This window comes from Bacillus sp. SIMBA_031, assembly GCF_046535225.1.
Taxonomy (GTDB): domain Bacteria; phylum Bacillota; class Bacilli; order Bacillales; family Bacillaceae; genus Bacillus; species Bacillus velezensis.
This window is the reverse complement of record NZ_JAWRXC010000437.1, coordinates 1-256: the sequence shown is the minus strand read 5'-3', so window position 1 is coordinate 256 and position 256 is coordinate 1. Positions and strand designations below refer to the sequence as shown.

The following is a 256-nucleotide window of genomic DNA, read 5'->3' as shown; positions in this document are numbered from 1 at the left end:
ACCACCAAAACTTTCGTTCGGTGCAAAATTCCCGCGCTTGTTTTCCAGTCCGGTATGCGAGCCAATGCCCAGTTCCCAGATTATCCGGTAGCGTGAATCGACCATGAACAGCGACTCGATGATCTTCAGCGCAGCAGTGTCCTGCTCGGACGACACCGCCGTAATAACGCCGTTCTCGACTTCCGCTATCAGCGGCGCGTGCTCGATCTCTTCAAGCATCGAATAGATTTTTTCCTGATCGCCACGCAAGAAGGAC

The 256-nt window shown here is 53.5% G+C and carries 1 protein-coding gene; it reads right to left on the bottom strand.

Annotated features, from left to right (window positions below):
* A partial coding sequence (locus tag SB724_RS20945; protein WP_410572886.1) for a hypothetical protein occupies positions 1–219 on the bottom strand: 219 nt, incomplete at its 3' end.
* Between the last annotated feature and the right edge of the window lie 37 nt (positions 220–256).